The organism is Aquimarina muelleri DSM 19832, assembly GCF_000430665.1.
GTDB lineage: Bacteria > Bacteroidota > Bacteroidia > Flavobacteriales > Flavobacteriaceae > Aquimarina > Aquimarina muelleri.
Genome location: NZ_AUML01000032.1, coordinates 58,340 through 68,244, shown reverse-complemented (window position 1 = coordinate 68,244; position 9,905 = coordinate 58,340). Strand labels below are relative to the sequence as shown.

Sequence of the window (9,905 nt, the reverse complement as noted above, 5' to 3'; positions counted from 1 at the left end):
GGATATAAAACTCCTCTAGAAGTAGAAATACAATATTGGAAAAATAATAAAAAAGTGGCTTGAGAAAATAGTCCCAAATTTAGTAGGTAGTCCAGGTAAATCCTCGATGACCACCTATATAACCATATCCCCGGCAATACAAAACTATGGCGCATTGTTGGTAAAAGATTGGAACGAGAGCTACCTGCCACAAAGAACAGACAATTATGTGCCACAAAAAGAAGAGGAAGAAAAAAAGGAAGAAGTAAAATGTATAGCTTGGTTAGAGCGGTTAGAAACGTATAAGGGAGAGTTTGGTTTTGACTGGATGCGGGACAACTATAAAGATATTTGTGAGAACTACGAGGAGCTAAAAAAGGAATATGAGCAAATCACCATAGAGGGGGAAACATATTTTGTGCCTTGGCTATCTATGTTCCCCAATCAGGAAAACGTATCCCTTAACCTAAAAGTAAAAATTACAGAAGGCAACCCAAAAAATGACGATGTTATTAAGCTCCCCTCCAAAAACGGTATACGTTTTGAGCCTAATGAAGTAAAAATAAAAGATATTCAAAAAGGGGAGGTAACCATTAAAGTATTTTGCGATACCCCTCTAAGCAAGGACACAAAAATAGAGTTATTGAATAAAGAAAATCATAGGGTTGGCAAGATTACTGTTTTGAAGAATGATGAGATACGTAAATTGAATGTTAAATTTATTAAAGTCATGGATAATGAAGTAGATAGTATAAATAATCAACGTGTTTTTAGTCAAATGCCCCCAAATTGGGTAGATGAAACTATATATAAATTTAATAAATGTTATTTTAACCAAGCACTAATTAAAATTAAAAGTGATGGATTAGAAGAAATGATTATCGATGTAGATAAGTATGTTGAAAAAGGAGTTTTAAAGAATTTAGTTATTAATGAGGTTAGAGGAATTCCAAGATATTATAATGGTTTTGACAGAGAATTATATAAAGAATACATGCTTAAAAATGGAGAGTACAGGGGTGTGATATTTTTTTTAAGTGCATTTCAGCAACCTGATACAAGGCAGGGTCATGGCCAATTATATCCAACAGAGATAAACTATATGCTTATGTCACCCGAAATAGTAGGTTCTAAATCTTTACACTCCTATGCCCATGAATTAGGGCATACTCTTGGGTTAGATCATTCATGGGTGACTATTGAAGATAATAATAAGAGACTATTGCAAATCGAAAAAGAATTGAATATCAAAAGAGAATATCTTTATAAAACCAAAGAGTATCCAGAAACTACGCCGATAAAAAATTCAAATGAAATTTTGAAAGATTTACGATTGAGAGTGAACAAAGAGATTAAATTATATGAGAGCGAAAAAATGTCAAGAACACAATTTATTCCAAAACACCCTTTTAATAAAGCATCGACAGAAAATGTAATGGATTATAACGGGTATGATCTTTCTGATGGAACAGAAATTAGAAACCCTAATCAAGAAGGTTTCACTTTTTGGAAATGGCAATGGCAAATAATGAGAAACGAAGTTAAATCATATTATGGAGAATAGTCTTTTAAAAAAAATAGCCTTTGTGATGATAAGTTTTTTTTGTCTTACATTGTTTTCACAAGATTTTAGTAAGTATGACTATACTAGTCTTGAGAACTATGAGTTTCAAAATTTCATTAAGGATGGTGTAGCTAAAGAGTTAAGTGGAAACTTTTATATTGTTGACAGAAGTAATGGAGGGAAAATTAAGAGTATTGAAATAAAAAGATACTTGAAAGGGCAAAAAGTTGGTGAATGGTTGGTATTTCGTGATTTATTTAATGGTTTAAAACTAGCTTTTGTTGCGAATTATAAAAGGAATAAACTTAATGGTTATTATTTTGAGTCAGATAATCATTCTTATTCTAAAAAAGGTTTTTATAAAGATAACATGAAAGAAGGGCTATGGAAATTGTCTGAGAACGGTTTTTTAGAAGAAATTAAATACTCTAATGATGTAAAATCAGGAGTATATAAATCAACTAAAGATCGTATGATTGTTAGGGGGCAATACATTAATGGGTTAAAAGAAGGGGTATGGACAACTACAGACTCTGATTTAGGTTTGGTATTAAAAGAAACTTATAAAAAAGGAAAGCTAATTTTAAAGGAAAGCATTGATCCTTTTAAGAAAAAATAGTTAACTATTATAATTAAACAAACACTATGAATTTTTTTTATGTTTTGCTACTATTCTTGCCATTTTTTGTTTGTTGCAAAACAAAGAAATTATTATCGCCTCCTGCAATAGAGGTGTATAAAATAAATGAAGATATACCAGATCAAGGAAAAACAATAGGAAAAGATTATATACGTGGAATAGTATTAAATACTACGAGTGATACAATACAAAATGCAGCGATCCTTTTAAAAATAAATGATAGTATCTGTATTAATACTATGACAGATTTTGAGGGTTATTTTGGTGTTTATTATGATCAATCTAAAATTAACGATCTTAGTTACTTTGAAGTAGTTAAGGAAGGACAAGCCAAAAGGTCTGTACCATTTCATATATTTATAAAAGACAGCACTATTGTAATAGATAAGATAGGAAAGATACTAAGTTATGATGATTATCTATCTTTTTCTGCAAAAATAAGAAAGTGCTCTTGGTGATTAACTAACTAAAAAAACAACAATCAAGATTTAGAGAGTATTATTTCTTCAAACTTGTTTAAGTTTAAGCAATCTGGAACAGATAATTATATGGATTATCATACGACAAGCCCCAACTCTTTTAATCGTTGGCAATGGCTAATAATACAAGAAGAAGTAAAAAAATATCATGGGACATCAAAAAATTAAAAATATAATATTACCATTTCTTTTTCTGTCTTTTGCAGTAGGGTATGGTCAAATAGAATATCCAGATTCCTTTATTAAACTTTTGGATTTTGAGTATGATGATATTATAAACAATAATGTTAAAAATATTCCAGACGGCAGATACTATAAAACCAAGTATAGTAATGAGAATGTTTTGATGGAGATAGAAGTTACAGGATATAAAAATCAAAAAAAACATGGGGAATCACTAACTTTTTTAAAAGGTTTGGAGTCAATGTTTATAGCAAAAGTAGTTAATTATAAAAATGACGTAATGAATGGTTATTATTTTGAGTCAGACAATCATACTTACTCTAAAGAAGGTTATTACAAAAATGGTAAAAAGCAAGGTGTCTGGAAAATAAAAGAAGCGGGTAATGTGATGGAAGTGACATTCAAAAACAACTTAAAATCTGGTTTGTTTAAAAGTAATGATAAAACATTGAATATTAAGGAATTTGGGAAACATAAGAAGGATAAAAAAGAAGGGGTCTGGTTAATAGAAGATACTAGTATAGGACAAGTAACAAAAGAGGTTTATAAAGATGGAGTGTTAATTAAATAAACGTAAGGACTTTTATCATTGGCAATGGTTAATTATGCAAGATGAGATTAAAACATACTACAGATAATATTTTTTTATTTATTCATGAGCAAACCCTGTGCAACATAAAAAAAAAGACACTTTATTACAATCTTATAAATTCAATAAAGCAACACTATGTACAGCTACAATAGCAGCAGTTTCTGTTCGCAAACGGGTTTCTCCCAAAGTAACAGGAGTGTATCCAGAAGTTAAAGCAAGTTCAATTTCTTTAGAAGAAAAATCCCCCTCTGGACCAATAAGGATAGTAGTATTTGATTTTAGTTGTAAAATACCTTTTAAAGATTGCTTTTTTGTCTCTTCGCAATGCGCAATCAATAGTTGATCTGTATTAGATTGGTCTATAAAATCAGAAAAAGAAACTGCAGGATTAAGCCTTGGTAGATAACATTGCAAAGACTGTTTCATAGCACTTTGTAATATACGTTCAAAACGATCTTCTTTAATAACTTTTCTTTCGCTATGGTCACAAATAATAGGAGTGATTTCATCAATACCAATTTCTGTAGCTTTTTCTAAAAACCATTCATACCGGTCATTCATTTTGGTAGGAGCCACTGCAAGATGTAGTTGATATGTTTTTTTTGCTTGTACCTCAAACGATTGTATAGATGCAATACATTGTGTAGGATTAGAAAAAGTAATACAAGCAGTAAATAAATCTCCCAAACCATTGGTAATATGCAGTATATCGCCTTCTTTTTTTCTTAGCACCTTTGCGATATGCTTACTCTCTTCTCTAGAGAATTTAATTTCTGTACTGGATTTGGTTAAGGTATTGTTATAAAATAATTGCATTTTTAGATTACTTCTTAGTTTTTGTTTGTATTGTAGGTTTAGAACCGCATTCTTGCTTTAGCCACTACGGTCATATCTGTAAAATCTTTTTTCAGATATTTTAGATACCCTACAATCCCTATCATAGCGGCATTATCTGTAGTATATTCAAATTTAGGAACAAATGTTTTCCAACCATACTTTTGCTCTCCATCCTTTAACGCTTTTCTAATTCCAGAATTTGCTGAAACACCACCACCAATAGCAATACTTTTAATACCAGTTTGTTTAGACGCTTTTTTTAACTTATCGATAAGGATGTTGATAATAGTGTATTGTAAAGAAGCACATATATCCTGCAGGTTTTCTTCTACAAAATTTGGGTTTTCTTTTACCATCTTTTGCACAAAATATAAAACAGATGTTTTAAGACCACTAAAGCTAAAATTAAGATCTCCAACTTTTGGCTTAGGAAAAGGAAACGCTTTTGGATTACCAAGTTGTGCATATTTATCAATTAATGGCCCACCAGGATATGGCAAACCAAATATTTTTGCACTTTTATCAAAAGCTTCACCAACAGCATCATCTATAGTTTCTCCAATAATTTCCATATCAAAGTGATTGGTAACCTTTACAATTTGAGTATGTCCACCACTTATTGTCATTGCTAAAAAAGGAAACTCTGGAGTATCAAAACCTTCTTCTTCAATAAAATGAGCCAAAATATGTGCTTGCATATGATTAACATCTATTAAAGGGATATCTAGTGCAAGTGCCAATGATTTAGCAAAAGAAGTTCCTACTAATAAGGAGCCCATTAAACCAGGCCCTTGTGTAAAAGCAATAGCATGCAGATCTTCTTTTTTGATATTAGCTTGCTTAATTGCCTGATCTATTACAGGTACAATGTTTTGTTGGTGTGCTCTAGAAGCTAGTTCAGGGACAACACCACCATACAATTCGTGTATTTTTTGCGATGCAACAACATTAGATAAAACCTGTCCATTACATAGTACAGCAGCAGAAGTATCATCACAAGAAGACTCAATACCTAATATGTATATTTTTTGTGGATTCATTATGAGGAAAAGGGCATAGAAATTGTTAATATTGTCAACAAAGTTAAAACAATAAAACGTATCAGGAAATTTAGGAAAATATTATTAAGAACATTTCTTGTTCTTTTATCACTATTTGCATTTTTGGTAGTGCTTTTTTCTATTCCTGCAGTTCAAACTTTTGTAGGTAATAAAGCCACAAACTATCTTAATAAAACATACGGAGTTGATATTAATATTGATAAAATAGGGCTTACTTATGCCGGAAAAGTAAATCTTGATAAAATCTTAATTAAGGATCATCATCAGGATACATTAATATTTGCGGGTAATATAAAAACATCACTTATTAGTCTTAAGGAAGTTATAAAAGGTCAACCAGCTTTAGGAAAAGTATCTATTGAAGACTTAATCTTTAAAATGAAAATTTATAAAGAGGAGAATAGTGATAATTTAATGACATTTGTTAGAAAATTTAATACAAATAAAAAAACATCTTCGGAACAAGAATTTAGATTAACGACGCAAAACATTAGTATATTAAGAGGTGAATATAGTTTTACAAATGAAAATTTAAATACCCCAAAAGCTGTTGAGTATACTAATATTATGCTTAATGCCGAGAGCTTATTAGTAGATGGCAATGATGTCTATATAAATGTTGATGCATTAGCGTGCAAGGATTTTAGAGGATTAGACGTATCGATGTTACAAGCCTGTTTTTCGATTACACCTACAAATATGAATTTTCAGGATCTGGTAATAGAGACTAAAGACTCTAAAATTGAAGGAGAAATACTTTTTACATACGAAGAAGGAGATTTGGTAGATTTTGAGAATAAAGTAAATATTAACGCAACTTTTAATAAAGCCACTGTTTCTACAAATGATTTGATTCCATTTTATAAAGAATTTGGAAAAGATCAGGAACTAAAAATGCAAAATACATTAATAAAAGGGACATTAAATAATTTTAAAATTATTAATGCCAATATCTCTGGATTAGATAGATCTATTGTTAAAGGGGATATTAGAATTAAAAATGCATTAGGCAATACCTCAGAATTCGAATTAGAAGGAGATTTTGAGAATCTTACTAGTAATTATTACGATTTAGTGAATCTGTTGCCAAATGTATTAGGAAATTCTTTGCCAAGACAATTGTATCAATTTGGAAGTGTAAGAGCTACAGGAAATGCTATTGTTACTACCAAAGCGGTAGATATTGATATGGATTTGTTTTCCCATTTAGGAAAAATTAATGCCTTTGTTTTGTTAGAAAACTTAGACAATGTAAAGAATGCCTCTTATAATGGGAATATCATTTCAAAAAAATTTAATATAGGGCAATTAATAGGGCAAAAATCTGTAGGAAACTCTACGTTTGATATTCATGTAGATGGAAGTGGTTTTACTATCGAGAATCTCGACACTAAGATAGAAGGAGATATTAGTAAGTTAGAATTTAATGGATATACCTATACAGATATAAAAGCACAAGGAAATCTGAAAGAAAGAGTATTTGATGGCAGTTTAAAATCTAAAGATCCTAATGCTAAATTTAGTTTTAATGGAGTAGCCGACTTATCAAAACAAATAAATAATTATAATTTTATTGCTTATGTAGATCATATAGACCTTAAAAAACTAAATATATTTACCAGAGATAGTATTTCTGTTTTTAATGGAGATCTATATATGAATATGAAAGGTACAGGTATTAATGATGCGTATGGGACTATTTCTTTTGAAAAAACTTTATATACTAATCAGGATGGAGGATTTTATTTTGAAGATTTTGATGTTACTTCAAGTTTTGATGATAAAAACATACGAACTATCACGATAAATAGTCCAGATATAATAGAAGGTAATGTAAAAGGAGTATTTAGATTTGAGAATGTATACGATTTATTTAGAAACTCTATCGGAAGCTTATACACCAATTTCGAAGCTACAGAAATTACCGATAATGAGTTTATGGAGTTTAACTTTAAAATTTATAATAAAATAGTAGATGTCTTTTTTCCAGAAGTTGAATTTGCACCAAATACTATTATAAAAGGAAAAGTTGAAAGTAATGAATCCGAATTTAAACTTACTTTTAAATCACCGTCTATTAAGGCTTTTGATAATTTAATGAAGGATGTAGATATCCAGATAGATAATAAAAACCCATTATTTAATACCTATATAGCAGTTGATAGCATAGATTCTAAGTATTATGATATATCCGAGTTTAGTTTAATTAATGTGACTCTAAAAGATACCTTATTCATGCATTCAGAATTTAAAGGAGGGATAAATAATCAAGATAATTTTAATCTTGAATTTTATCACACTATAAACGAAGAAAATAAATCTGTTGTTGGGCTAAGAAAATCAGACTTTACATATAAAGGATATACCTGGTACGTTAATAAGGAAAAAAGAAAAGATAATAACAAGGTTATCTTTAGTAATGATTTTAAAAGTATAGATATACGATCCATATTACTTAGTTATATGGATGAGGAAATCATGATAAACGGTATAACTGAAGGTAAAGATTATAAAAATTTAAAAGCAACCTTTAAAAATGTAGACCTTCATAAAATTACCCCCAGAATTGATAGTTTAGATTTTGGAGGTAGAGTAGAAGGAAACTTATCTCTATTACAAGAAAAAGGTAATTATTTCCCAACTTCTACCGTAATTGTCAATGATTTAGAAATAAACAAAACTCCTTTAGGGCAATTAAAATTTAACATTGCAGGAAATGCAGATCTTACCGAGTATAATATCAATTCTCGTTTAATAAATGATAAACAACAAACATTTTCTGCATTAGGAGCTATTAATGTTTCAGAAAGTAATCCTTCTATAAATGTAGATATAGAATTAGATACATTTAATATTTCAGAATTTAGCGCAATTGGAGGCGATGTAATTACTGATATAAGAGGATTTGTGTCAGGAAATGTAAAAGTTTCTGGAAACTACAAAGACCCTTCTGTAGATGGGGTTTTAAAACTATATAAAGCAGGACTTAAGATACCATACTTAAACGTTGATTTGGATCTAGAAGACAACTCAACAGTAGTGTTAGAAAAACAACGATTTAACTTTATAGATGTAGAAATTGTTGATACAAAATATAAAACACAAGGAACCCTAAGTGGATATATTGCGCATAAACGTTTTTCTAAATGGGAACTAGGGTTAGAACTACTAGCTAATAAAAGATTACTGGTTCTGGATACACAAGAAAGCGAAGAGTCTTTATATTATGGTACAGGTTTTATAAGTGGAGAAGCATTTATTAAAGGTCCGATTAGAGAATTGGTAATAAACGTAAATGCAACCACAGAAAAAGGAACAGTTTTTAAAATACCATTAAATGAATTAGAATCTATAGGGGATAACTCCTATATACATTTTTTAAGCCCAGAAGAAAAACGTGCAAGATTAGATGGAAAAGAAATAATATTAGAAGAAATTAAAGGTCTGGAGCTTAATTTTGAACTAGATGTAACAGATGATGCAGAGGTAGAGATTGTAGTAGATAAAAGTACAGGGAGTTCCTTAAAAGGTAGAGGGGCAGGTACGTTGCTTATCGAGATTAATACCAATGGTAAATTTAATATGTGGGGGGATTTCGTAGCATATCAAGGAACCTATAATTTTAGATATGGAGCATTTGTTGAAAAATTATTTACAGTACGTGAAGGAGGAACAATTAATTGGGATGGAAGCCCAACCAGAGCAGTTTTAGATCTTAGTGCCGTATATAAAACCGAAGCAAACCCTGCCATACTATTAGAAAACTCTTCCGTAAACCGTAAAATACCCGTAGAGGTAGTGGTAGATCTCAAAGGAGAATTGATTCAACCAGACGTAGAGTTTAATATAGAGTTTCCAAACCTAAGTTCTATTGTAAAAAGTGAATTAGATTATAAACTAAGTGATAAGTCAAATAAAGAGTTACAAGCACTTTCTTTAGTCTCTTCTGGACAGTTTTATAATGGTACTTTTGATGCTAATGCTTTTACAGGTGGTTTAGTAGCAGAAAGAGCATCCAGTCTTTTTAATGGGATATTCTCTGATAAAGATGATAAAATTCAAGTAGGATTAAATTATATACAAGGAGTTCGTAATCTAGACCAAGAAGATGCAGATCAATTCGGATTAACGCTCTCTACTCAGATCAATAATAGAATTTTAATAAACGGAAGAGTAGGAGTGCCTATAGGAGGAGTAAATGACTCTGGAGTGGTAGGTAATGTTGAAGTGGAGTATTTATTTAACGAAGATGGATCTTTAAGAGGAAAGGTTTTTAATAGAGAAAACAGAATCCAATTTGTAGGCTCAGGAAATCAAGGATACGAACAAGGGATGGGATTATCATACTCTGTAGATTTTGATAATTTTAGAGAGCTATGGACTAAGATTTTTAAAAATAAAAAAACTTTAGACTCGATTGCAAAACCTGTAGATACAACCAAAATAGAAAGTCCTAATTTCATTAACTTTACAGGAAAAAATAAATAAGAATAAGATCTTTATCCAATGTTTATATATTAAGAAACAAATGCTTATGTATAACTTAAATATGATTTTATGAAACTAAAAA

Annotated in this window: 7 protein-coding genes; 5 read left to right on the top strand and 2 right to left on the bottom strand. The window is 30.2% G+C overall.

The annotated features are described in order from the left end of the window. Positions 1-106 precede the first annotated feature (106 nt). From H527_RS0113580 to H527_RS0113565, 4 genes are all read left to right on the top strand, one after another. Entirely contained in the window at positions 107-1,543 is a 1,437-nt protein-coding gene (locus tag H527_RS0113580) for a hypothetical protein (protein WP_027413217.1), read from the top strand. A gap of 25 nt (positions 1,544-1,568) precedes the next feature. Further along, positions 1,569-2,162 (top strand): toxin-antitoxin system YwqK family antitoxin, encoded by a 594-nt coding sequence (locus H527_RS0113575; protein ID WP_027413216.1) that lies wholly within the window; start codon positions 1,569-1,571, stop codon positions 2,160-2,162. A gap of 26 nt (positions 2,163-2,188) precedes the next feature. After that, positions 2,189-2,641, top strand: a complete 453-nt coding sequence (locus tag H527_RS0113570) for a hypothetical protein (protein WP_155837895.1) — start codon at positions 2,189-2,191, stop codon at positions 2,639-2,641. Between the two features lie 169 nt (positions 2,642-2,810). Next, on the top strand, positions 2,811-3,416 hold the full coding sequence (locus H527_RS0113565; RefSeq protein ID WP_027413214.1) for a toxin-antitoxin system YwqK family antitoxin: 606 nt from the start codon (positions 2,811-2,813) through the stop codon (positions 3,414-3,416). A 132-nt stretch (positions 3,417-3,548) separates the two neighbouring features. Here H527_RS0113565 and H527_RS0113560 read toward each other — a convergent pair whose 3' ends face one another. Both H527_RS0113560 and tsaD read right to left on the bottom strand, forming a co-directional pair. Then, the gene (locus tag H527_RS0113560; RefSeq protein WP_027413213.1) at positions 3,549-4,253 is read right to left on the bottom strand and encodes a 16S rRNA (uracil(1498)-N(3))-methyltransferase; all 705 of its coding nucleotides are present in this window, start codon (positions 4,251-4,253) and stop codon (positions 3,549-3,551) included. Positions 4,254-4,291: 38 nt separating this feature from the next. After that, the gene (tsaD, locus tag H527_RS0113555; protein ID WP_027413212.1) at positions 4,292-5,314 is read right to left on the bottom strand and encodes a tRNA (adenosine(37)-N6)-threonylcarbamoyltransferase complex transferase subunit TsaD; all 1,023 of its coding nucleotides are present in this window, start codon (positions 5,312-5,314) and stop codon (positions 4,292-4,294) included. A 129-nt stretch (positions 5,315-5,443) separates the two neighbouring features. Between tsaD and H527_RS0113550 the strand changes: the two genes are divergently transcribed. Then, a complete protein-coding gene (locus tag H527_RS0113550; RefSeq protein ID WP_229809254.1) occupies positions 5,444-9,823 on the top strand; it encodes a translocation/assembly module TamB domain-containing protein in 4,380 nt (1,459 codons plus the stop codon). Positions 9,824-9,905 lie beyond the last annotated feature (82 nt).